The organism is Pseudonocardia sp. TRM90224, from assembly GCF_021245725.1.
In the GTDB taxonomy this organism is placed as follows: domain Bacteria; phylum Actinomycetota; class Actinomycetes; order Mycobacteriales; family Pseudonocardiaceae; genus Pseudonocardia.
The window spans coordinates 739,978-760,283 of sequence record NZ_JAJGSX010000001.1; the positions used below are offsets into that span (position 1 = coordinate 739,978).

Genomic DNA, 20,306 nt, shown 5'->3' on the forward strand with positions numbered 1-20,306 from the left:
CGGCGTTCCAGCGGACGTTCTCGCCGTCACGCGTTGCTTATGAACCCGGCGCCCGTTGTTCCCTGAACGGCCGCACCCGTGGCCCACGACCTGGGTGACCGACACCACACTGCACACTGTCTGTCGACGTCAACACCCATCCGGGAGCCGGATCCATGTCCCGATTCACCCGTCCAGCCTCGCTCGCCGCCGCTGTGCTCGTCGTGGCGGCAGGTGCCGGCTGCACCAGCAGCGTCTCTGGCGCGGGCGCCGCGACCCCGGCCAGCGCGGCCCCGACCTCCGCCGCGGCTCCGGCCACACCGGTGGCATGGGTCGACAAGGTGTGCGGAGCGTTCCTCCCGCTCGCGGACGCCCAACGGACGGCTCCGAAGAAGGACCCGCAGGACACCACGCCCATCAAGGTCCAGAAGATCAGCGGCTACCTCGGCACGCTCGACACCGCGTTCGGCGCCACGATCACCGAGCTGCAGGCGGTGGGGCCGGCCCCGGTCGGCGGTGGCGACGAAGTCGTCGGGAAGCTCAAGGACGCCCTCACATCGATCAAGATGTCGTTCTCCGACGCCAAGACCAAGATCGACGCCGCCGACCCCAACGACGAGGCATCGCTCAAGGAAGCCGTCAAGCCGCTCGCCGCGCTCGCCACGCTGCCCGATCCGACCGCGGGCCTCGCTGCATCGCCGGAGCTCGACAAGGCCGCTGAGCAGGCACCGAAGTGCAAGGCCATCCCGCAGCCCGGCGGCTGACGGGCCCGCCCACACCCGTGCCCGTGGCCCCCGGGCACACTGGCCTGCGGTCAACGTCACCCGATCGGGAGCCCGCGCTCATGTCCCGCACCACTCGCATGACCCTTCTCATCAGCGCGTTGCTGGCGCTGGTCGTCGGGGGGTGCAGCGCCACGGTGCAGGGCGCCCCCGGCCCCGACCGCGCGCCGGCGCCCGCGGAGGGCCCTGGCAGCGACCCTGTCGCCTGGACCGGGCGGCTCTGCACAGCCGTGCTCGCGTTCGCGAATCCTGCGACGAAGAAGCCCGACTACAGCGCGAGCCCCGACCTGCCGACGGTCCAGAAGACGATGAGCGCCTACCTCGGCGCCGTCAGCTCCGGAATCAAGGAAGGCCGCAGCCAGCTCGACACCATCGGCCGCTCCCCCATCGACGGCGGCGGCGGTGTAGTCGACAAGGTCCAGAACTCCATGACGCTGCTGGAGCAGGACTTCACCGGCGCCAAGGCCGCCATCGACGGTGCCGACCCGGCCGACGGTGCGCGGTTCTCGGCGACGCTCGGCCAGGTCGAGGCGACGGTCGCGAGCATCAAGGCGCCGGACGCGCTCGGTGCGCTCACCAGCGTGCAGCGTTTGCAGAAGGCCGCCGAGCGGGCGCCGTCGTGCCAGCAACTGTCGACGCTCGCCTCAGCGGTGCCGCGGTAACCGCCTTGCACTCGCCGACCGTTCGGCGAGTCGCACTCCCGATTATCGAACGCGTGTTCTAATCTTCCGCTCGTGTCGCAGTTGTCGATGTTCGCCGCCGACGCCCGCCCCGCGCGGCTGAGCGATCTCGCCGGCCTGCTGTGCGGACCGGGCCAGATCGTCCGGTTCGGTGCCGGCGACCAGGCCAGGGTCTCGATCGTCCTGCACGACCCGAGCCGCGCCCCCGCGGTGATCGCCGCGGCCGCGGCCGTCGGCGTGCGGATGGATCAGGTGCCGACCGAGAACGGCGGCACCGCCCTGCGCAGCGCCTTTCGCTGCGACCTGGTCGGGATGGCCAAGGCGTGGACGCACGGCGCAGTAAAGAGCGTTCCCGGGGAATGGCAGCTCGACGGTGCGGCGTTGGCACTATGGGCGTTGTCCGCGGGATGGACGGACGAACGTGGCGGATACGTGTTCATGCTCGACCCGCACGCACCGCAGACCCACCTCCCGTTGATCGCGGCGACCACCCGACTCGGTATCCCACCGGCGCGGCTGAGCCGGATTCCCGCACTGCGGATCAGCGGCACGCGGCGCGTGCAGCGCCTCGTCGAGCTCGTCGGCCCGATCCCGCCGCGGGTGGCGTCGGACGCGTGGCCGAGGTACTGGGGCCGTTCGGCTTCTTGACAGCCACGGTTACGCTCTCGCGGCGCGGTAAGCGCGGATCGGGCTCATGCCTAGGGTGTGGCTCGACGTGACGAACGCGACACGGCGGGTGGGTGTGCGAACGTGGGGTTCTGGCACCAGCCGGACGGGGGACACGCATACTCGGAGTTCGGGCACCCACGCATCCGGCGCGGCGTACCGCAGAACGGTCGGGCCCATGCACGGCCGTAGACGATGGAGTAGGACCAGGTGGCAACCGGAACGACCAGCTCAAAGCCCGCAACGCAGGGGGCCTCGCGCGGCAATGGGGCAGGCGGCCGACGATCCGGCACGCCCAAGGCGGCCTCGTCCGCGGGTCCCACGCGCCGGCTGGTGATCGTCGAGTCGGGCACGAAGGCCAAGAAGATCCAGCAGTACCTCGGCAAGGACTACGTGGTCGAGGCGTCGGTCGGGCACATCCGTGACCTGCCGCGCGGTGCTGCCGACGTGCCGGCCAAGTACAAGGGCGAGGCGTGGGCGCGGCTCGGCGTCGACGTCGACAACCAGTTCACCCCGCTCTACATCGTCACGCCGGAGAAGAAGGGCAAGGTCGCCGAGCTCAAGGACGCCTTGAAGTCGGTCGACGAGGTCCTGCTCGCGACGGACCCCGACCGCGAGGGCGAGGCCATCGCCTGGCACCTCCTCGACACGCTCAAGCCGAAGATCCCGGTGCGCCGGATGGTCTTCCACGAGATCAGCGAGCCGGCGATCAGGGCCGCGGTGGAGAACCTCCGCGAGCTCGACCACGACCTCGTCGACGCGCAGGAGACCCGCCGGATCCTCGACCGGCTCTATGGCTACGAGGTCTCCCCCGTGTTGTGGAAGAAGGTCATGCCGCGGTTGTCGGCAGGCCGCGTCCAGTCGGTGGCGACCCGCGTCATCGTGCAGCGCGAGCGCGAGCGCATGGCGTTCGTGTCGGCGTCGTACTGGGACATCGCTGCGCAGCTCGACGCCGGCGCGCAGGCAAGCCCACGGCAGTTCCCCGCGCGGCTCGTTGCCGTCGACGACACGAAGGTCGCGACCGGTCGCGACTTCGGCCCCGACGGTCAGCTGAAGGGCAGCACGGTGCGCGCGCTCGACGAAGCCAGCGCCCGCCGCCTCGCGGAGGCGCTGCAGGGCCGCGACATGGCCGTCGAATCGGTCGAGTCGAAGCCGTACACGCGCAAGCCGTACCCGCCGTTCATGACCTCGACGCTGCAGCAGGAGGCGGGCCGCAAGCTGCGGTTCTCCGCCGACCGCACCATGCGCAGCGCGCAGCGGCTCTACGAGAACGGCTACATCACCTACCTGCGCACCGACTCGACGACGCTCTCGGAGTCGGCGATCGCGGCAGCGCGCGCTCAGGCCCGCGAGTTGTACGGCGATGCCTACGTCTCGCCGCAGCCCCGGCAATACACGCGCAAGGTGAAGAACGCCCAGGAGGCGCACGAGGCGATCCGCCCTGCGGGCGAGTCGTTCCGGACGCCCGGCGAGATCGCCCGCGAGGTCGACGGCGACGACTTCCGCCTCTACGAGCTGATCTGGCAGCGCACGGTCGCGTCACAGATGGCCGACGCGCGCGGCACCACGGTCAGCATCCGGATCACGGGGACCGCCGGAACGGGTGAGGACGTCACGTTCGCGGCGTCCGGCCGCACGATCACTTTCCCCGGTTTCCTCAAGGCCTACGTCGAGACGGTCGACGACCAGGCCGGTGGCGAGGCGGACGACGCCGAGTCGCGCCTGCCGGAGCTGGTGAAGGGCCAGCCGCTGGTCGCGGCTGCCGTCACCCCGGAGGGCCACTCGACGAACCCGCCCTCGCGCTACACCGAGCCGAGCCTGATCAAGGCGCTCGAGGACATGGGCATCGGTCGACCCTCCACGTACGCGTCGATCATCAAGACCATCCAGGACCGCGGCTACGTCTGGAAGAAGGGACAGGCGCTGGTCCCGTCGTGGATCGCGTTCGCCGTCGTCGGGCTGCTGGAGCACCACTTCGGCAGGCTGGTCGACTACGACTTCACCGCGGCGATGGAGGACGAGCTCGACGCGATCGCGGCGGGCAGCCAGGGCCGCACCGACTGGCTCTCCGGCTTCTACTTCGGCGGGGAGCAGGGCTCGGAGGGTTCGGTGGCCCGCGCGGGCGGACTGAAGAAGCTCGTCGGGGTCAACCTCGAGGAGATCGACGCCCGCGAGATCAACTCCGTGCCGGTCTTCGACGACGTCGTGGTGCGCGTCGGGCGCTACGGCCCGTACCTGGAGCGGGTGCGCGACGGCGAGTCGCAACGCGCGAACCTGCCGGACGACCTCCCGCCGGACGAGCTGACCCCGGAGGTCGCCGAGCAGCTGTTCTCGGTGCCGCAGGAGGGCCGCTCGCTCGGCGTCGACCCGGTCACCGGCCACGAGATCGTCGCGAAGGAGGGCCGCTACGGCCCGTACGTCACGGAGATCCTTCCGGAGCCGGCCGCGCCGGAGGCCACGACGAACGGCACGAGCAGCACGAACGGCGCGAAGAAGAAGGCGGCCGCGAAGCCGAAGCCGCGCTCGGGCTCGCTGTTCAAGGACATGACCACCGAGACCGTCACGCTCGAGCAGGCCCTGCGGCTGCTCTCGCTGCCGCGACTGGTGGGCAACGACCCGGAGAGCGGCGACGAGATCACCGCTCAGAACGGCCGCTACGGGCCCTACCTGAAGAAGGGCACCGACTCGCGCTCGCTGACCAGCGAGGAGCAGCTGTTCACGGTCACGCTCGAGGAAGCCCTGGAGATCTACAAGCAACCGAAGCAGCGGGGCCGGCGCACCGCCGCCGCCACCCCACCGCTTCGTGAGCTCGGCGTCGACTCGGCCACCAAGAAGCCGATGGTGATCAAGGACGGCCGGTTCGGGCCGTACGTCACCGATGGCGAGACCAACGCGTCGCTGCGCAAGGGCGACGCCGTCGAGACGATCACGGACGAGCGGGCTTCCGAGCTGCTGGCCGAGCGGCGGGCCCGCGGACCGGCACCGAAGAAGACTCCGGCAAAGCGGGCCCCCGCCAAGCGAAAGGCCCCCGCCAAGTAGGCGAGCGGATCGAGCAGGGCAGATCGGGCAGGTCAGACAGGTCAGACCAGCAGCGATTTGACCGCGGCCGCGATCCGGCGCCCTTCGGCGCGGGTCCCGACCGTGGCACTGACCTTCTTGATCACCACGCCCATCTGCCGCGGGCCGGGCCGCTCGCCGAGTTCGGACGTGGCCTCGTCGATGGCGGCGCGCGCGGTTTCGAGCAGCTCGTCGTCGGTCAGCGGGACGGGCAGGTAGCGGGAGAGGATGTCGCTCTCGGCGCGCTCGCGCGCTGCCAGCTCGTCGCGCCCGGCCGAGTCGAACGCCTCCGCGGAGTCGGCGCGCTTCTTCTTCTCGTAGGCGATGACGCCGAGCACCTCGTTGTCGCTGAGCTCGCGCGCCTTGGTGCCCGCGACCTCGGCGTTGCCGATCGCGGTCAGCGTCATCCGCAGGGTCGCCTTAACCAGCTCATCGCGGGCCTTCATGGCGGTGGTCAGGTCGGCGCGCAGCTGGTCTTTGAGAGCACTCACGTCACGAGACGCTAGCGCACCGTGATGTCGCTGACCTCGCAGTTAGCCGCTCCGCCGCCCGACGTACCGTGGAGGGGTGAACAACTGGGCTCGGCTCGCGCTCGGCGCGACCACCACGGGGGCGGCCACAGTTGCCTACGCGGCGGGGGTCGAACGCCGACGGTGGACGCTGCGGACAGCCACCATCCCGGTGCTGGCGAAGGGTTCGCGGCCGTTGAAGGTGCTGCACGTCTCCGATCTGCACCTGACGACCGGCCAGCGCAGCAAGCAGCGTTGGGTTGCCGCGCTCGACACCTTGCAGCCCGACCTCGTCGTCAACACCGGCGACAACCTGGCGCACCCGCGCGCCGTGCCGTCGGTCGTCGCCGCGCTCGGCGGCCTGCTCGACCGCCCCGGCGTGTTCGTCTTCGGCAGCAACGACTACTTCGGCCCCAAGCCGAAGAACCCCGCTCGTTATCTCGTCGGCAGCGCGCGCCGGTCGCACGGCGAGCCGCTGCCGTGGCACGACCTGCGCGCCGCGTTCGTCGAGCGCGGGTGGATCGACGCCACGCACACGCGCGCCACGCTGGACGTGAACGGCGTGACGATCGCCACAGCCGGCGTGGACGACCCGCACCTGGGCCTCGACCGCTACCACCGCGTCTCCGGCAAGCCGGAGGGCGCGCCGGGCCTGCGCCTCGGTCTCACCCACTCCCCGGAGCCCCGCGTGCTCGACTCGTTCGCCCGCGACTCCTACGACCTGGTGATGGCCGGCCACACCCACGGCGGCCAGCTGCGGGTTCCCGGCTACGGCGCACTGGTCACGAACTGCGGCTTGGACCGGTCCCGCGCCCGCGGCGCGTCGCGCTGGGGCGCGCACACCTGGCTGCACGTCTCGGCCGGCCTCGGGACGTCCCCGTTCGCCCCCGTGCGTTTCGCGTGCCCCCCGGAGGCCAGCCTGCTGACCCTCGTGCCGCGGCCCACCGGCACCGCCGCGGCACGCGTAACCCCCGAGCGGGCCGCCGCGGACGTCAGCTAGACTCATCACCGGCCCGCTGGTTCGAGGGGCCACCGGGGTGTGGCGCAGTTTGGTAGCGTGCTTCGTTCGGGACGAAGAGGTCGCAGGTTCAAATCCTGTCACCCCGACCACAAATCTCCAGCTCAGGGCCGGTACCGCGGATCAGCGGACCGGCCCTGAGTTGTCTCCTGGGCCGTTCTGGGAGAAATCTCGGAGACGATCTTGAGAAACGGCCCCCGATCCTGGCCCCTGATCCGCCCCTGCAGGAGTCGCACGACTTCATCGGCTCGCTGAGCGACAACCTTCGCACGCCGAGCTGCTGGAGCGCGGCGGGGCGTACGCCGAGCTCTGGCACTCGTGGGTCGGGACCGGTCAACAGCCCCCGACGTACCACGCGTTGTCAGCTTCCGGCCAATTCGCGAGGAACGCGTCTTCCCCCTCGAAAACACAATAGAACTGATTTGCGGCGTAACGCATGTCGACCTCGACCTTGACCTTGCTGTTGCCGCAATGCCAATAGCGCAGGTGCGAGTTCCCGGACTGGTTGTAGTAGTGGCGGTAGGCACCGCATTGCTTGCCCGTCGGCGCCTCGGCCACGCCTACTCCCGCTGGTCCGGACGCCGACACATCGGGAGAAGCGTGAGCGACGGGCGTTGCGATCGCGAGGCCGGCTACAGTGGCCACAGCGACACCAGCACGGAGCACTGATCCCGAAAAGCGCATACGTCGCCCACCTCTACAATTCTGACATATTTGGTACCAGCTCTGACCGATGGAGACTATCGGTTGACGGATGGGCGGGCAACCACTTCGGCACTCAGCGGCGGCTGAAGCTCATCACCCAGTTCAAGCGCCAGCTCTGCCCGCCGTCCCACGAGAACGACTGCTCCCAGCGCGGGTTCTCGGGATCGGCGTGCCATTCGAATCGCAGGTCGACCGGGTTGCCGCCGATCACGTCGGAGCCGTGGAACACGCCGTGGCGGCCGGTGAACCGGCCCGTCATCGGCGGGTCGAGCCGGCCGGGCGCGCGGGTGGAGCTCCACCAGATCCCCCACGTGCCCGTGGCGGGGTCGTAGAGCCGCAACGTGAGCCCCTCGAACGGTTCGCCGTCGGGCGGTGCGGGCGCGTCGAGGATGTGCACGTGGCCGAGCTCGCCCAACACCGGGAACGCCTTGCTGCCGCCCTCGAACTCCACCCACTCCGTGCAGGCCGGGTCGGTGTTGTCGCGCAGCTTCCGGTGGTGGACGTGGAACTGGCCGAAGATGAAGTCGAACTCGTGCGAACCGGTGTCCCCCATGACCACGATCGTGTCAGCGGGTACCGACATTCCTGACGGCCGAGAACCGCGGTCAGGCGCTGAATCCGAGCGCTCGCATGTATAGAGCGAACGGGGGCCTGGCCGGGACGACTCGCGCGGCTTCGAAATCGAGCACGTCCGAGGGGGTCACGCCGGTTCTGCGGGCGAGCTCGGCCGCGGAGACACCCTGCCTCTCCCGTGCCTCGCGGAGCACCAGGGCGAGGTCCTCCGCATCCTGCTGGTCGGTCGGCCCGACGTTCGGCGACATCAGTTCGCCTTCACGGCGTTCATCGTGGCCGTGACGAGGCCGGCGGCCCGCGGGTCGGGCGTCATGCCGTCGCCGAGCCGGTTCATGACGTAGCCGAACGCGATCCCGGTCTCGGGGTCGGCGAACCCGAGCGAGCCGCCGAGGCCCGAGAAGCCGAACATGCCCGGCGGCAGCCACGGCGACTGCGGGGTCGCCAGCGCGAACCCGGCGCTCCACCGGACGGGGATGCGCAGGATGCGGTCCTTCCCGGCGGCCTGTTCGGTGGTCGCCGGCGCGAGGGCGTCGGGCCCGAGGAGGCGGTGGCCGTCGACCTCACCTAGCAGCGCCGCGTAGAACCTGGCCAGCGCCTCCGCGGTGCACACGCCGTTCGTGGCGGGGATCTCGGCGGAGAGCACGTCCGGGCTGTTGTGGTCCATGCGCGGCTCGACGCAGGTGTAGGCGCGCGAGGTCAACGACGTCGGGTCGGTGAAGGCGCCGAGGATGTCCCGGAGCTCTTCGGGCAGGGCGTCGAGGTCCATCGCGGCGGACGCGTCCGGGTCGGGTCGTGGCTCGACGATCCGGCTGACCCGATGGTGCTCGGAAGCGGGCAGGCCGATCCAGAAGTCCAGCCCGAGCGGCTCGGCGATCTCCTTCCGGAAGAATGTGCCCAGGCTGCTGCCCGTCACCCGTCGCACGACCTCACCGACGAGCCAGCCATACGTGAGCGCGTGGTAGCCGTGCTCGGTCCCCGGCTCCCACGACGGCCGCTGCGCGGCGAGCGCCTCCGTCATCGGGTCCCAGGCCAGCGCGTCGGCGAGCGGAACGGGGCGGTCGAGCACCGGCAGGCCGGCCCGATGGCTGAGCAGCCACCTGACCGGGATGGCCCCCTTGCCCTGCTGGGCGAACTCCGGCCAGTAGTCGCTCACAGGAGCGTCGAGGTCGAGCTCACCCCGCTGGACGAGCAGCAGCGCGCAGGCGGAGGTCGCGCCCTTGGTCGTCGAGTAGACGGCCTGCAACGTGTTGCGCTGCCACGGCCGCGCGTGCTCAGGATCGGCGACGCCGCCCCACAGGTCGACGACCTTCTCCCCGTGCAGGTAGACGCTGAGCGCCGCGCCGATCTCGGCGCCACCGGCCAGGTTCGACTCGAACGCCTCGCGGACCGCGGCGAACGCCGGTGCGGTCGACCCCTCGACCTCGGGGACTGTCATGACTGCGCCTCCACTGCGTGCTCACACATCGCGACCAGCTCGCGCGTGTACCCGGCCAGATCCAGATCCGGCTTCTCCAACATGTGCTGCAGCGCCCCGGAGAGCAGCTGCCGGATGATCACCGCGACGGTCTGCGGCGGGAAGTCGCGGAACTCGCCGTCGCGCTGCCCACGGGCCAGCAGCTCCTCGATCCCGGCGAGCTCGGCGGCGTTGGGCGCGTCGAACCAGCGGAGACGGGCCTCCGGATGGCCGAGCAGGATCTGCACGAGTGCCCGCATGTGGTCGCGGTGCGTGTCGTAGAACGCGATGCTGCCCTCGATGTAGGCCCGGAGCGTCTCCGCGGCCGACGCGGCGTTCTCGCCGAACGGGCGGACGACCGCCCCGCCGGTCGCGTAGATGTCGGCGACGACCTGCCCGATCAGGTCGTCCTTCCCGGCGAAGTGGTACGAGATCAGCCCCGGGCTGCTCAGCCCCGCCCGCTTGGCGATCTGCGCGAACGACGCCCGCGCGTAGCCGAGCGCCGCGATGGTGCTGATCGCCGCCGTCACGATCTGCTTCCGCCGCGCGGCTTCGGTGAACGTCAGCTCACCCGACCCAGGGTTAGGTTGCACGACCAAAAATTAGCTCACCTGTCAACCGACGCGGAAACTGACGTCCCGGTGAGGCAGACTCGAAGGCGTGAGCGAAACAGTCACCCGCGGCGTCGACGACCTGAACAAGGCGCGTAGCGGCGACAACGCGGCGTTCGACCGGCTCGTCGAGCCGCTGCGCCGCGAGCTGCACGCGCACTGCTATCGCATGCTCGGCTCGTCGCACGACGCCGAGGACGCGCTGCAGGACGCCCTCGTGCGGGCCTGGCGCGGGCTGGCCGGATTCGAGGCCCGCAGTACTCTGCGCTCGTGGCTGTACACGGTGGCCACCCGGGCGTGCCTCGACTCGGCCGAGCGCCGCGGTCGGCGCGAGCTGCCCGTCGACCTCGGCCCGTCGAGCGACCGGCCGGTGCTGAACCGCGCGCCGCTGAACGACGTCGCGTGGCTCGGGCCGTACGCCGACGGCGGCCTCGCCGACGGCCCGGCCGCGCCCGAAGCGCATTACGAGCAGCGGGAGGCCGTCGAGGTCGCGTTCGTCGCGGCGCTGCAGCACCTCCCCGGGAACCAGCGCGCAGCGCTACTGCTGTTCGAGGTGCTCGGCTTCTCGGCGGCCGAGATCGCCGCGATCATGGACACCTCGACGACGTCGATCAACAGCGCCCTGCAACGAGCGCGGCGGCTCGTCGCGGAGCGGGTGCCGGCCCGCAGCCAGCAGCAGACCCTCCGCGAGATCGACGACACCCGGCTCCGCGAGATCGTCACCGGCTACGCGGCCGCGCTGCAGAACGGCGACGCCGACGCGCTGGTCCAGCTGCTGACGGAGGACGTCACCTGGTCGATGCCGCCGCTCGCCGACTGGTACGCCGGCCGGGAGGCGGTCGTCGGGTGGGCCCGTGCCGTCCCGATGGCCGATTGCGGCGACTGGCAGCACATCGAGGTCACGGCAAACGGCCAGCCCGCGCTGGCCTGCTACCTGCGCAAGGAGACGGGTGGCCCCTTCCTGCGGCACGGCATCGACGTGCTGACGATCCGGGACGACCGGATCGTCGAGGTCACGTCGTTCCTCGGCAGCGAGCACTTCGACGCGTTCGGGCTCCCCGAGACGCCCGACTGAGCGCCCCGGGGAGTTCCGCTACCGCCGCAACGCGGTGATCAGCAGCCGGCTGTCGCCGACCTCGAACGGCTTGTCGTCGGCGCCTCCGTGCAGGCCTTGCACGGTGAACCCGGCGGCCTCCAGGCCACGGACGACGTCGCCGCACGTCCTGACGTGGTAGACGGCCGTCCGGTCGACCTGATCCGCCCCGCGGGTGAACCGGTAGGTCGTGTTGATCCGGCTCCGCGCGGCGTCGTAGGTGTTGGTCGCCTCGACGGAGATGTCGCCGGTCTCCATCACGCGCCGCACGCCGTCGGCGTAGCCGGGCAGTATCGACTCGGCGACCACCCCGAAGTCGATCACCAGCCCGCCGCCGGGACGGACGGCGCCGGCCAGTGCCTCGACGAACGCGCGGGCGCCCGCGGCCTCGAAGTAGCCGAAGCTGTTGCCCATGCACAGCGCGGCGTCGAAGCTGCCGTCATGCGGCAACGTCCGCATGTCGCCGACGGTCAGGTTGATCTCCAATCCCTCGGCAGCCGCGGCGCGCCTCGTATGACCGAGGGCCTCGTCGGAGATGTCGACACCGGAAACGCGATGTCCGCGCCTGGCCAGCGCCAAGGTGTGCCGGCCGCTCCCGCACGGGACGTCGAGGAACCTCGAACCGGGCTCCGGTTCGAGATGGCGCTCGACGTACGCGATCTCGGCTTCGGTGGCTTCCGGAGGCACGGCTCGCCGCCAGAACTCGTTGGGCAGTTCGGTGAAGAAGTCCGTGAACCAATCGGACTCGACGTGCTCGATCAATGGAGTTGCTCCCAAGAAGGTGTTCACCAGAAACGGGTGTCACCGGGGCACCATGAACGCACCGCCCTCAGCGGGAACGGTGTGCGGTGGCCCGGTGCGGTGACCGGGCAGCCATGGCTTCCTCCATGTCGTCGCCGGACGACGTCCGGCGCAGCGGTTCGAGGTTAACGCGCCGGGATTGCCGCGGACAGGGATTAGCCGGCCCAGCGCGCGCTCGATGCGAACACCGCGGGCCGACCCGCCGCATCGCGCAGCTCGGCGCGGGCGGTCGCGAACCTGGAGCCGGCATGCAGGACCTCGGCGTGGGCGGTGATCGTCGTGCCGTCGGCCGGAACCGCGCGGACGTAGGTGAGGTCGAGGTCCGGCGGGGCGCCGGCGAGGCGCGGGCGCGCGGCGACGATCGCGCTCTCCAGGGCGGCCGCGACGATCGCCGCGAGCACCCCGCCCTGCACGAGCCCGACGGAGTTGCTCAAGGCCGGCGCCGCCACCGCCCGCACGCCGTCCGGACCGAGGTCGGCGAGCGCCATCGCGTCGAGCATGTCGCCGCCCGCTGCGCCGCCCGCTGCGCCGGCGGCACCCCGACGCCGCTCGCCGACCAGCGGCAACACCGCACACCTGCAGGTGAAGGTGCCAACGAGCTCGCCGTCGTCCGCGTGGACCTCGCACGTGCTGAGCGCGTTGTCGGCATCGATGTGCACGAGCCGGCCGGTCCCGGCGAGCGCCGTCGGCGCAGCGGGAACGGTGCCGCCGGCCCAGTGCGCGCGCATGGTCAGCGTGTGGATCTGCTGCTCGGCCGACAGGACCGTCGCCGCGGCCATGCTGAGCGTCATGTCGGCGAGCACGAGCGCGGCCGCGAAGTTCGCGGCGGGCCGCAGCACGGCGGTGCCGGTGGCGACCCGCCCGCGCTCGACCTCATGCAGCTGCGCCCCGAACGTGCCGCCGACCGGGGCGAACGGGGTGTCGCCTTGCGCCAAGGCACGCAGCCGTTCCAGTTGGGACGTCATGCGCCGACAGTACGGCGGGTGGCAGGATTCCGAGGCGTGTTCGATCACTTGCACCACACACAGCTGGCCATGCCCGGCGGTGCGGAAGCGGCCGCCCGCGCCTTCTACGTCGACGCGCTCGGGATGACCGAGATCGCCAAGCCGCCCGCGCTCGCCGCCCGCGGCGGGGTGTGGTTCCGGGCCGGCGGGGTGGAGCTGCACCTGGGCGTCGAGCCGGATTTCCGCCCTGCCCGCAAGGCACACCCGGGCATCCTGGTCACCGACATCGACGGCCTCGCCGCTCGGCTCACCGCCGCCGGCACGACCCCGCAGTGGGACGACGGATTCCCGGGACACCGCCGTTTCTACGCCGTCGACGCCTTCGGCAACCGGCTGGAGTTCCTGCAGCCGAGCTGATCGGACAGGGCCTAGGAATCCCGCGGGGGGCGCCCGATGCCCGACGCGTAGAGCACGGCCAGCACCGCGCCCGGCGCGATCAGGTACGCCGGCCACGGGTGCACGACGATGCCGGCGAGCGCGAGGATGCCCCAGATCGTCACGTTCGCGACGAGCAGGCTCGCCCAGATGATCGTGAGCACCCGCATCGCGACGCCGCCGCCGGTGTCGGAGAAGACGGGCCGACGCTCGCCCTTCTTCGGCTCGGGCGGCGGGAGCGGTAGGTCGGCGGTGGCCAGTTCGAGGTCACCGCGCGTCTTCGCCGCCCAGATCGCCTTCACCCGCTCGTCGAACTCCGTGAGGTCGAGCTGCCCCACGTCGTGGGCCCGGCGCAGCCGGTCCTGCACCCGCGTGCGTTCGATGTCGGAAACCCGCATGTCCTCTGGGCGGACCGGCTCGTTCACAGCCGCGATGATCGCACGCTCGGGTGATCGGCCGGGTAACGGATCGGACATTGATTGCATATATGCGCATGTCGCTATATGTTGCAGGCATGGGAGCCGGACACGGACACACCACCAGCGCATCAGGACGTCACACCCGAGGCCTCGCCGTCTCGCTCGGCGTGCTGGTGGTCTTCCTGGTGCTCGAGGTGGTCGTCGGGGTCGCGACGGGATCGCTGTCGCTGCTCTCCGACGCCGCGCACATGCTCACCGACGTGCTGGGCGTCGCCATGGCGCTGGCCGCGATCACCGCGGCCCGCCGCGCGCGCCGCACCGACCGCCGGACGTTCGGCCTCTACCGCACCGAGGTGCTGGCCGCGCTGGCGAACGCCGTGCTGCTCTTCGGGGTCGCCGGCTGGGTGCTGTACGAGGCGTTCCACCGACTGGCCGACCCCCCGGCGGTGCCCGGCCTCCCGCTGCTGCTCACGGCGGCCGCCGGGCTCGTCGCGAACCTCGTCGTCTTCGCGATCCTGCGCAGCGGCGCGAAGGAGAGCATCAACGTCCGCGGCGCCTACCTCGAGGTCGTCGCCGACACCGTCGGATCGGTCGGCGTGCTGCTCGGCGGTGTCGTGATCATGCTGACCGGCTGGCGCTACGTCGACATCGCCGTCGCCGTCGCGATCGGGCTGTTCGTGCTGCCGCGCACGTGGTCGCTGGCGCGGCAGGCGCTGCGGATCCTCGTGCAGGCGGCGCCCGACCACATCGACGTCGACGCCGTGCGCAGCGACCTCGCGGGGATCGGCGGGGTGCGGGACGTCCACGACGTGCACGTCTGGACGCTCACCTCGGGCATGGAGGTCGGGTCGGCGCACATCGCCGTCGACGAGGGCTGTGACCCCGCCGCCGTCCTCACCGCGGCGCGCGGGCTGGCCGACGCGCACGGGTTGCCGCACTTCACGGTGCAGGTGGAGCCGCCGGCGGCCCGCCCGGGGTGCGTCGCGCTCAGCTGGTGACGCGCGGCGCGTACATGATCACGGCGACTCCGACGAGGCACAGCGCCGTGCCGATGTAGTCGTAACGGTCGGGCCGGAAGCCGTCGACGACGACCCCCCACGCCAGCGAGCCCGCGACGAAGATGCCGCCGTACGCGGCGAGGATCCGGCCGAAGTTGGCGTCGGGCTGCAGCGTCGCGACGAACCCGTAGATCCCGAGCGCGACCACCCCGGCGCCGATCCAGAGCAGGCCGCGGTGTTCCCGGACGCCCTGCCACACGAGCCACGCACCGCCGATCTCGGCGAGCGCGGCCAGCACGAAGAGCAGCACCGAGCGCAGGACCGTCATGCGCCCAGTGTGCGCGATCAGAGCAGGCTGATGATCGCGACGACGCCGACGACCACGATCATGGCGCGCAGCAGCGTCGGGGAGAGCCGCTTGCCCACGCGGGCGCCGAGCAGCCCGCCGACCGTCGAGCCCGCGGCGAGCAGCAGCACGACCATCCAGTCGACCTGCCACGGAGCCACCACGACGAACACCACGGCCGCGACAGCGTTCACGCAGGTCGTGAGGCCGTTCTTCAGCGCGTTCAGGCGCTGTAGCGTCTCCGGCAGCACCAGCCCGAGCATGCCGACCAGCAGGATCCCCTGCGCTCCACCGAAGTAGCCGCCGTAGACGCCCGCGATCCCGGCGGCAGCCATGGACGCGCCGATGGCCGCCTTGCCGGGCTCCCGCTCGTCCGCTTCGAGGGGCGATGGGCCGCCCGCGTGCACGGCGGTGCGGCGGCGGGCGGCCAGCGTCCGCTGGATCACCGGCTGCGCCACCACCAGCACCAACGCGATCGCGATCAGCACCGGCACGACGGTGGCGAACGCCGATGCCGGCAGCGCGAGCAGCAGCAGCGCTCCGGAAGCGCCGCCGATCGCCGACATGATCGCCATCGTGACGAGCCTGCGCTTCTGGTCGCTGAGGTGGGAGCGGTAGCCCCAGGTCCCGGCCAGGCCGCCGGAGACGAGCCCGATGTTGTTGGAGATGTTCGCGACCACGGGCGGGTAGCCGAGCGCCAGCAGCGTCGGGAAGGTGATGAGGGAGCCCGAGCCGACAACGGCGTTGATCGTCCCGGCGGCCACGCCCACGACAGCGATCAGCACGGCGTCGACGACGGTCATCGGTCAACCATGCGCCTATCAGAGGAGTTCTGCAGGGTGACTGTGAGCGGGCACGCGTGAGTTCTGCGTCACGAGATCACCAGCAGGAACAGCCCCGCCATCGTGTACACAACCATCAGGAGCACCAGCGGCACCTGGTCGGCGAGCCTGCGGTGCTCCGGCAGCAGTGCGACGCTCCGGTCGTGCGCGGCGACCACCGCAACGATGTGCCCGGCGAGCACCGCACCTATCTGCACGCTCGCCACGAGCACCGGCGCCGGCACGGCTGTGATCGGCCCCAGCTCGCCGCCGACCAGCTGTGTGATCCCCCGCGGGCCCTCGACCAGCAACAACGTGAAGTAGTGCGCCAGTGTGTACCCGACGGCGATCGGCACGAGCGTCGTCGCGAGCGGCCCTGCCAGCTCCCGCGTCGCGGCGACGTAGAGGCCCGCGACGAGCGCGACCAGCAGTAGCAGGACGGCCGTGTCGAGCAGCGGGGTGCGGACGCTCGCCCACCCGACCCAACCGGTCAGCCCGTCGAACACGGTGGAGCCCCACCACACCGCGAGGAAGGCGACCAGCCCCGGCGCCGGCTCCACCGCGGCCAGCACGCGGAACGGGTTGCGGAAGCCGCCGGGCCCGAGCGGGGCGAGCGTGCCCGTCAACGTCGAGTACGCCTCGAACGAGTCGGCCCGGTCGAACCAGCGCTCGCCGAACACCGACGCCGCGACCGTGTGCGCGACGGCGTACCCGGTGACGAATCCGGCGACCACGGCCGGCCGCTCGCCCGCGGGCGCGACCAGCTCGAGCCAGACGAACGCCAGCATGCCTGCCGCGGCGGGCCAGTGGCCGAGACCGTCGGGTGACCGGCTCCCTTCGCGGGGCAGGCGCAACGCCGCGGCGAGCACGCGGTGCAGCAGCCGGAGGGGGTTCAGCGCCCGCCAGACCGGCCCGAACAGCAGCGACACCGGCACGATGCCGACCCAGAACAGCACGTACAACGCTCGCGGCGCCGGGTTGGCGTCCGGATCCTGCGGGCCCACGAAGCCGACGACGATCACGGCGGTGGTCACCACCAGCACGATCGCTCGCGGCACGGCGAACCAGCCGGGCTCGTTCCACGGCCGCGGCGTCACGGCGAAGCGCGGCTGCTTCCACAGCAGCGCGACGGCCACGAACGACACCAGCACTACGGCGCCGCCGGCCTGCAGCACCAGCTCACCGTCGAGCGGGAGACCGTCGACGCCCCCGATGCCGTGCGCGAGGACCATCAGCGGCGGCCCGCCTGGCGCAACGCCGCCATGCCGGCCACGACGGACCCGAGGCCGGCGCCGAGCGTCAGCACGACGAGCGCGCGGTCGAGGTCGGCACCCCACGAGAACGGGACCACGGCGTCGACCAGCGTGAACGCGTCCACGGGCGCGATCACGATCGCGAAGAGCGCGCCGGCGGCGACGCACAGGAGCGGCCCGGCCGGGTTGCGTCGGAGCGTGAGGACGGCGCCGGTGATCCCGAGCGGCCAGCCGAGCAGCGCGAACCCGGCGGCGCTCAGCACCATCACGAGGTAGGGCTGGTCGGCCGGCACCCCCGCGCTGCCCAGCACGTGCAGGAGGTGCGCCAGCACGACGACGAGGGTGGCCGCGGCGAGCAGCGCACGGCCCCACGGCCGCGAGCCGCCGGCGGCACCGGCCGCCCCGATCCCGATGACGAGCACGATCGCGATCCCGATCCAGAGCCATGCCGGTGGTGCGGGCGGCCAGAACTGCTCCCCGCGGACGAGCACCTGCCGACCGTCGACGTCCAGCGGGACCGTCCATTCCGCTCGACCGGCCGGCGGACGGTCGGCAGCGGCGGCAGCCACCCGCGGCTCGCTCCAGATCAGCTGCGCTCCCGGCGGGACGACCCGCTGGTCGACGGCAACCGGTGCCGCCGTCCCGTTGAGCAGGCGCAGCCGCGCACCGAACTCGACGGCCTCGACCGTCAGCCCCGGTACGGCGGGCTCCACCGCCAGCACCCGGGCCTCGCTCGCGGTCGACGAAAGGCCGCCGGCGTGCGCCCACGCAGGTGTTGCCCCGGCCGGCACGAGAAGCGCCACCAACGCCACCACGAACACCAAACTTCCCCACCGTTTTGGGTGGATGCGCGCCGTTTTGGCGCGCAAGTGCACAAAACGGTGGGGAAGTTCGGGGGTCACGAGACTTGCACCTGCGTCAGTGGGATCCGGCGCTGCTCCAGCTCGACGTCGAAGACGCCGGGCAGGTCGGCGACGAACCGCAGGGTCGTGGTGGCGCCGGCCGTGACGAAGCTGCTGCGGTCGTACCCGTGCAGGTGCACCTCGTCGGCGACATCGCTGCCCACCACCAGGTCGACGGTCGACCCGAGCGGCACCGCGTACCGCGTCACCCCGCCGGTCACCGCGCCCGCGCGGAAGGTCAGCTCGATGCGCTGCACCCCGCCGGGCGCGGTGGTCGCCGCCCGCGGTGCGGCCGGGCCGCCGCAGGCGCCGAGCACCACCGCCATGATCAGCAGGAGGACGAGCCGGGCGCGCATGACATGATCCTCCGCCACCGCCCTGCCCCGCGAATACGGCAGTATCGGATTCCGTGACCGATCACCCCCATCCGACCGCCCCGGTTCCCGAGCGGCTCTTCGACGACAGCGAGCGCGAGCAGCGGTGGCGGGCCCGTTTCACGGCCATCCGGATGTCCCGGCCCGGCTGGGCGAAGGACGCGCCGGACCGGTGCGCGTACACGTCCAACGCGAGCGGCACGACCGAGATCTACGTGTGGGACCGGGCCACGGACCTGCACCGGAAGGTCACCGAGCGCAAGAGCGGCACGCACTCGGTCGCGCTGCCGCCCGACGGCGAGACGCTCTGGTGGTTCGCCGACACCGACGGCGACGAGTTCGGGCATTGGGTCAGCGAGCCGTACGGCGGGCTCCCGGCCGGCACCGCCGCGGCCCCCGCGATCGAGGGCGTCGAGGACGGCTACCCGGCCGGGCTGGAGATCGGCCGCAGCATCGTCGCAGCCGGCACGTCGACCGACGCCGGCACCAAGATCTGGCTGCGCCGCGGCGACGGGCCCGCGGAGGTGATCTACGCGCACGCGGAGGACGCCGGCGTCGGGGCGCTCTCGGAGGACGAGACGCTGCTCGCGATCGGCCATTCCGAGCACGGCGACTCGCGCCACCCCGCGGTGCGGGTGCTGCGGGTCGCGGACGGCTCGACCGTCGCGGACAAGTCCGACGGCGAGGGCAAGGGCCTCACACCGCTGGCGTTCGCTCCCGTTGCCGGCGACGGACGCCTGCTGCTCCTGCACGAGCGGCGCGGGCGGGAGGAGCTGCTGATCTGGGACGTCCTCACCGACACCGAGACGGAGCTGACGCTCGACCTGCCGGGCGAGCTGGCCGCCGAGTTCTCGCCGGACGCCACGTTCCTGCTGGTTTGGCACACGTACGCGGCACGGACCCGGCTGTACCGCTATGAACTGGCGAGCGGCGAGCTGAGCGAGCTGCCCGTCGCGCCCGGCTGTGTCGGTTCGGCCGACGTGCGCCCGGACGGGACGGTCGAGTACACCTGCTCGTCGGCGGCCGAGCCGACGACGGTGCGCGCGCTGCACCCGGACGGCACCGACCGCGTGCTCCTGACACCGCCGGGCGAGCGCGCGCCGGGCTCGGTTCCCGTCGAGGACCTCTGGGTGGACGGGCCGGGCGGGCGGGTGCACGCGCTGGTCGCGCGGCCGCCGGACGTCCAGCTGCCGGCGCCGACGGTGGTCAGCCTGCACGGCGGGCCGCACCACGCCGACGAGGACCGCTTCAGCGCGATGCGCGCGGCGTGGGTGGACGCCGGGTTCGTCGTGGTCGAGATCAACTACCGTGGCTCGACGGGCTACGGCTCGGCGTGGCGCGACGCGATCGAGGGCCGGCCGGGCACCACCGAGCTGGAGGACGTCGCCGCGGTGCTCGACCGGTGCGTCGCGGACGGCATCGCCGACCCGGCCCGTTGTGTCGTCGAGGGCTGGTCGTGGGGCGGGTACCTCGCGCTGCTCGCAGTCGGGACCCAGCCGGAGCGGTGGGCCGCCGGGCTGGCCGGCGTGCCCGTCGCCGACTACCTCACCGCGTACGCCGACGAGATGGAGCAGCTGCGGGCGTTCGACCGTGCGCTCTTCGGCGGGTCGCCGGAGGAACGGCCGGAGGCCTACCGGACGGCGTCGCCGCTGACGTACGTCGGCGAGGTGCGCGCGCCCGTGCTGGTGCTGGCCGGGGAGAACGACCCACGCTGCCCGATCCAGCAGATCGACAACTACCTCGACGCGCTCGCCGCACGCGGCGACGTCCGGTACGAGGTGAGCCGCTTCGATGCGGGCCACGGCAGCCTGGTCGTCGAAGAGACGATCAAGCACGTGGCCACGGAGATCGACTTCGCCCGCCGCACCCTTGGATAAACCGACTTAC

General features: G+C 71.7%; 23 protein-coding genes and 1 tRNA gene. 10 read left to right on the forward strand and 14 right to left on the reverse strand.

Going from position 1 to position 20,306, the window contains the following annotated elements; all coding sequences use genetic code 11:
- Positions 1-155: 155 nt before the first annotated feature.
- From LL648_RS03310 to topA, 4 genes are all read left to right on the forward strand, one after another.
- On the forward strand, positions 156-743 hold the full coding sequence (locus LL648_RS03310; RefSeq protein WP_232660854.1) for a hypothetical protein: 588 nt from the start codon (positions 156-158) through the stop codon (positions 741-743).
- A gap of 98 nt (positions 744-841) precedes the next feature.
- On the forward strand, positions 842-1,423 hold the full coding sequence (locus tag LL648_RS03315; protein ID WP_232660855.1) for a hypothetical protein: 582 nt from the start codon (positions 842-844) through the stop codon (positions 1,421-1,423).
- Positions 1,424-1,495: 72 nt separating this feature from the next.
- A complete protein-coding gene (locus LL648_RS03320) occupies positions 1,496-2,089 on the forward strand; it encodes a hypothetical protein (RefSeq protein WP_232660856.1) in 594 nt (197 codons plus the stop codon).
- A gap of 351 nt (positions 2,090-2,440) precedes the next feature.
- A complete protein-coding gene (topA, locus tag LL648_RS03325; protein ID WP_232660857.1) occupies positions 2,441-5,146 on the forward strand; it encodes a type I DNA topoisomerase in 2,706 nt (901 codons plus the stop codon).
- 41 nt (positions 5,147-5,187) lie between these two features.
- Here topA and LL648_RS03330 read toward each other — a convergent pair whose 3' ends face one another.
- Positions 5,188-5,655 carry a GatB/YqeY domain-containing protein gene (locus LL648_RS03330; RefSeq protein ID WP_232660858.1) on the reverse strand — a complete coding sequence of 156 codons (468 nt, stop codon included), beginning with the start codon at positions 5,653-5,655 and terminating at the stop codon, positions 5,188-5,190.
- A gap of 76 nt (positions 5,656-5,731) precedes the next feature.
- Between LL648_RS03330 and LL648_RS03335 the strand changes: the two genes are divergently transcribed.
- Together LL648_RS03335 and LL648_RS03340 are read left to right on the forward strand one after the other, a co-directional pair.
- A complete protein-coding gene (locus LL648_RS03335; RefSeq protein WP_232660859.1) occupies positions 5,732-6,673 on the forward strand; it encodes a metallophosphoesterase in 942 nt (313 codons plus the stop codon).
- A 33-nt stretch (positions 6,674-6,706) separates the two neighbouring features.
- Positions 6,707-6,783 (forward strand) — tRNA-Pro (locus LL648_RS03340).
- A gap of 241 nt (positions 6,784-7,024) precedes the next feature.
- Here the strand turns inward: LL648_RS03340 and LL648_RS44965 are convergent.
- From LL648_RS44965 to LL648_RS03365, 5 genes are all read right to left on the reverse strand, one after another.
- A complete protein-coding gene (locus LL648_RS44965; protein ID WP_232660860.1) occupies positions 7,025-7,249 on the reverse strand; it encodes a DUF6355 family natural product biosynthesis protein in 225 nt (74 codons plus the stop codon).
- Between the two features lie 220 nt (positions 7,250-7,469).
- The gene (locus LL648_RS03350; protein ID WP_232660861.1) at positions 7,470-7,949 is read right to left on the reverse strand and encodes a hypothetical protein; all 480 of its coding nucleotides are present in this window, start codon (positions 7,947-7,949) and stop codon (positions 7,470-7,472) included.
- Between the two features lie 52 nt (positions 7,950-8,001).
- Entirely contained in the window at positions 8,002-8,217 is a 216-nt protein-coding gene (locus tag LL648_RS03355) for a helix-turn-helix domain-containing protein (protein WP_232660862.1), read from the reverse strand.
- Positions 8,217-9,404 carry a serine hydrolase domain-containing protein gene (locus LL648_RS03360; protein ID WP_232660863.1) on the reverse strand — a complete coding sequence of 396 codons (1,188 nt, stop codon included), beginning with the start codon at positions 9,402-9,404 and terminating at the stop codon, positions 8,217-8,219. The genes LL648_RS03355 and LL648_RS03360 overlap by 1 nt, the downstream gene beginning before the upstream one ends.
- Positions 9,401-10,015, reverse strand: a complete 615-nt coding sequence (locus tag LL648_RS03365) for a TetR/AcrR family transcriptional regulator (RefSeq protein ID WP_232660864.1) — start codon at positions 10,013-10,015, stop codon at positions 9,401-9,403. The genes LL648_RS03360 and LL648_RS03365 overlap by 4 nt, the downstream gene beginning before the upstream one ends.
- 67 nt (positions 10,016-10,082) lie before the next feature.
- On the opposite strand from LL648_RS03365, the gene LL648_RS03370 reads away from it, so the two are divergent.
- Positions 10,083-11,108, forward strand: a complete 1,026-nt coding sequence (locus LL648_RS03370) for a sigma-70 family RNA polymerase sigma factor (protein ID WP_232660865.1) — start codon at positions 10,083-10,085, stop codon at positions 11,106-11,108.
- 18 nt (positions 11,109-11,126) lie between these two features.
- On the opposite strand, the gene LL648_RS03375 is transcribed toward LL648_RS03370, so the two are convergent.
- Positions 11,127-11,915: an SAM-dependent methyltransferase gene (locus tag LL648_RS03375; protein ID WP_232660866.1), complete on the reverse strand. Its 789-nt coding sequence runs from the start codon at positions 11,913-11,915 to the stop codon at positions 11,127-11,129.
- A gap of 167 nt (positions 11,916-12,082) precedes the next feature.
- On the reverse strand, positions 12,083-12,892 hold the full coding sequence (locus LL648_RS03380) for a PaaI family thioesterase (RefSeq protein ID WP_232660867.1): 810 nt from the start codon (positions 12,890-12,892) through the stop codon (positions 12,083-12,085).
- Positions 12,893-12,928: 36 nt separating this feature from the next.
- Between LL648_RS03380 and LL648_RS03385 the strand changes: the two genes are divergently transcribed.
- Positions 12,929-13,288 (forward strand): VOC family protein, encoded by a 360-nt coding sequence (locus LL648_RS03385; RefSeq protein WP_232660868.1) that lies wholly within the window; start codon positions 12,929-12,931, stop codon positions 13,286-13,288.
- An 11-nt stretch (positions 13,289-13,299) separates the two neighbouring features.
- Here the strand turns inward: LL648_RS03385 and LL648_RS03390 are convergent, their stop codons facing one another.
- Positions 13,300-13,731, reverse strand: a complete 432-nt coding sequence (locus tag LL648_RS03390) for a DUF1707 SHOCT-like domain-containing protein (RefSeq protein WP_232660869.1) — start codon at positions 13,729-13,731, stop codon at positions 13,300-13,302.
- An 89-nt stretch (positions 13,732-13,820) separates the two neighbouring features.
- On the opposite strand from LL648_RS03390, the gene LL648_RS03395 reads away from it, so the two are divergent.
- The gene (locus LL648_RS03395) at positions 13,821-14,723 is read left to right on the forward strand and encodes a cation diffusion facilitator family transporter (RefSeq protein WP_232660870.1); all 903 of its coding nucleotides are present in this window, start codon (positions 13,821-13,823) and stop codon (positions 14,721-14,723) included.
- Here LL648_RS03395 and LL648_RS03400 read toward each other — a convergent pair.
- The 5 genes from LL648_RS03400 to LL648_RS03420 all read right to left on the reverse strand — a co-directional run bounded on the left by LL648_RS03400 (position 14,713) and on the right by LL648_RS03420 (position 18,401).
- A complete protein-coding gene (locus LL648_RS03400) occupies positions 14,713-15,051 on the reverse strand; it encodes a YnfA family protein (protein ID WP_232660871.1) in 339 nt (112 codons plus the stop codon). The genes LL648_RS03395 and LL648_RS03400 overlap by 11 nt on opposite strands.
- A gap of 17 nt (positions 15,052-15,068) precedes the next feature.
- Positions 15,069-15,872 carry a sulfite exporter TauE/SafE family protein gene (locus tag LL648_RS03405; protein WP_232660872.1) on the reverse strand — a complete coding sequence of 268 codons (804 nt, stop codon included), beginning with the start codon at positions 15,870-15,872 and terminating at the stop codon, positions 15,069-15,071.
- Between the two features lie 68 nt (positions 15,873-15,940).
- Complete coding sequence (locus tag LL648_RS03410) at positions 15,941-17,122, reverse strand: hypothetical protein (protein WP_232660873.1); 1,182 nt, start codon at positions 17,120-17,122, stop codon at positions 15,941-15,943.
- The gene (locus LL648_RS03415) at positions 17,122-17,946 is read right to left on the reverse strand and encodes a hypothetical protein (protein ID WP_232660874.1); all 825 of its coding nucleotides are present in this window, start codon (positions 17,944-17,946) and stop codon (positions 17,122-17,124) included. Before LL648_RS03415 ends, LL648_RS03410 begins: the two co-directional genes overlap by 1 nt.
- Before the next feature lie 95 nt (positions 17,947-18,041).
- Positions 18,042-18,401 (reverse strand): hypothetical protein, encoded by a 360-nt coding sequence (locus tag LL648_RS03420; protein WP_232660875.1) that lies wholly within the window; start codon positions 18,399-18,401, stop codon positions 18,042-18,044.
- Positions 18,402-18,454: 53 nt separating this feature from the next.
- Here LL648_RS03420 and LL648_RS03425 point away from each other — a divergent pair, with 53 nt between their 5' ends.
- On the forward strand, positions 18,455-20,296 hold the full coding sequence (locus LL648_RS03425; RefSeq protein ID WP_232660876.1) for a S9 family peptidase: 1,842 nt from the start codon (positions 18,455-18,457) through the stop codon (positions 20,294-20,296).
- The last annotated feature ends 10 nt before the right edge of the window (positions 20,297-20,306 follow it).

Bases quoted from the DNA above. Each gene is read 5' to 3' on its own strand.
- LL648_RS03355 (WP_232660862.1), bottom strand. From the start codon at position 8,217: ATGTCGCCGAACGTCGGGCCGACCGACCAGCAGGATGCGGAGGACCTC.
- LL648_RS03400 (WP_232660871.1), bottom strand. From the start codon at position 15,051: ATGACGGTCCTGCGCTCGGTGCTGCTCTTCGTGCTGGCCGCGCTCGCC.
- LL648_RS03410 (WP_232660873.1), bottom strand. From the start codon at position 17,122: ATGGTCCTCGCGCACGGCATCGGGGGCGTCGACGGTCTCCCGCTCGAC.
- LL648_RS03395 (WP_232660870.1), top strand. From the start codon at position 13,821: ATGGGAGCCGGACACGGACACACCACCAGCGCATCAGGACGTCACACC.
- LL648_RS03420 (WP_232660875.1), bottom strand. From the start codon at position 18,401: ATGCGCGCCCGGCTCGTCCTCCTGCTGATCATGGCGGTGGTGCTCGGC.
- LL648_RS03360 (WP_232660863.1), bottom strand. From the start codon at position 9,404: ATGACAGTCCCCGAGGTCGAGGGGTCGACCGCACCGGCGTTCGCCGCG.
- LL648_RS03380 (WP_232660867.1), bottom strand. From the start codon at position 12,892: ATGACGTCCCAACTGGAACGGCTGCGTGCCTTGGCGCAAGGCGACACC.
- LL648_RS03350 (WP_232660861.1), bottom strand. From the start codon at position 7,949: ATGGGGGACACCGGTTCGCACGAGTTCGACTTCATCTTCGGCCAGTTC.
- LL648_RS03405 (WP_232660872.1), bottom strand. From the start codon at position 15,872: ATGACCGTCGTCGACGCCGTGCTGATCGCTGTCGTGGGCGTGGCCGCC.
- LL648_RS03310 (WP_232660854.1), top strand. From the start codon at position 156: ATGTCCCGATTCACCCGTCCAGCCTCGCTCGCCGCCGCTGTGCTCGTC.
- LL648_RS03315 (WP_232660855.1), top strand. From the start codon at position 842: ATGACCCTTCTCATCAGCGCGTTGCTGGCGCTGGTCGTCGGGGGGTGC.